The organism is Cytobacillus sp. EB106-05-05-XG126 (genome assembly GCF_058791715.1).
In genome coordinates this window covers 1-1,079 of the sequence record NZ_JBYTDU010000045.1, presented here as the reverse complement: position 1 = coordinate 1,079, position 1,079 = coordinate 1, and the positions used below count along the sequence as shown (strand labels likewise).

Annotated in this window: 1 protein-coding gene and 1 pseudogene; both read right to left on the bottom strand. The window is 34.9% G+C overall.

The window, feature by feature from the left end:
- Positions 1-119: 119 nt before the first annotated feature.
- A pseudogene (locus tag AC3WTL_RS25650) lies at positions 120-320 on the bottom strand (hypothetical protein); the annotation flags it as partial.
- Between the two features lie 475 nt (positions 321-795).
- The gene (locus AC3WTL_RS25645; RefSeq protein ID WP_492370280.1) at positions 796-990 is read right to left on the bottom strand and encodes a hypothetical protein; all 195 of its coding nucleotides are present in this window, start codon (positions 988-990) and stop codon (positions 796-798) included.
- Between the last annotated feature and the right edge of the window lie 89 nt (positions 991-1,079).

Here is a 1,079-nt window from a genome sequence, read left to right as displayed (position 1 = left end):
ACACCCCGTATCATACCAAGAGGGCTCTTTTTTGTTCAAGTCCCCGAAAATTCTTCTAACAGGAATGCTCCTTATATTCTACTTTAGGGTATGTATGTTAAAGGGGGAGGGTACTTTGTCTAAGAGGGCTCACTAAATACATAATATTGAATAAAATACGAGGCTTTTGGCAAAAATTTTACATCTACTACATTTGCTACTTTCGAAACAACATCGGTCACAGAGCGACCTGTTGCATCAACAACAGGAACGTTATTTAACTCATTTTCTGATAAGTCTTCTGTTCCTCTCGTTACACAGCAGTCACAGGACGGTAAGGTTTCTTCATTTTTAACATTTCAACTTTGAACCCTTTTTCCTCAAGTACTTGCTTAATATCATTTAGGGGGCTTCAACTGCAATTTTAGCCATCTTGCCCCTCCTCATTTATTGGGTAAATTTTTTGTTTATCCGGATATTTTTTGTGTAAACATTTTTCATTTTTAGATAACAAGCAACCGGAATGTCTTGTGGTCAGTGGTGTCGAAGAAAGCGTTGGAAAACTAGATGGGGGAAAGAACGTTAATGTCCAGTTGGTTGAAGGGAAAGTCGACGTTGAATTTGATTCATTAGAGATTTCTTTGGAGAATATAAAAGAAACGATAATGATCGAGGGTATAGTGAACGCTAAAAGTTGGTAACGTAGTTTAATCACGCAACTTATTTTCATTAAATTGGTACACAATAACTGGGCAAGGTAAATAGCTAACTATTTATTAAAATCTGCATTATCTCTTTTATTAATTACTTGGAGCTTTAATTTATAAATCCTTGATCAAAAGGCAAATGTAAATGCCAATAGCCTAGTCCATAATCACTAGGGTAAGGCAATTGTTCTGTCATTTCATGTAATGTTTTTATTAAATTTTCTCTCCTTCTTCCTAGACCTCTTAATTTTTCCTTAGATTTATCATTAAATTCAACATCCTTGTTTATTAATGCTTTATTCAACTAACCTGCCCATTCGTATTATAAGGTCAGCCAGATATTTCTGGTTGACCATTTTTTATATGGTTTTATTATTACGGTAGCCGGGGTAG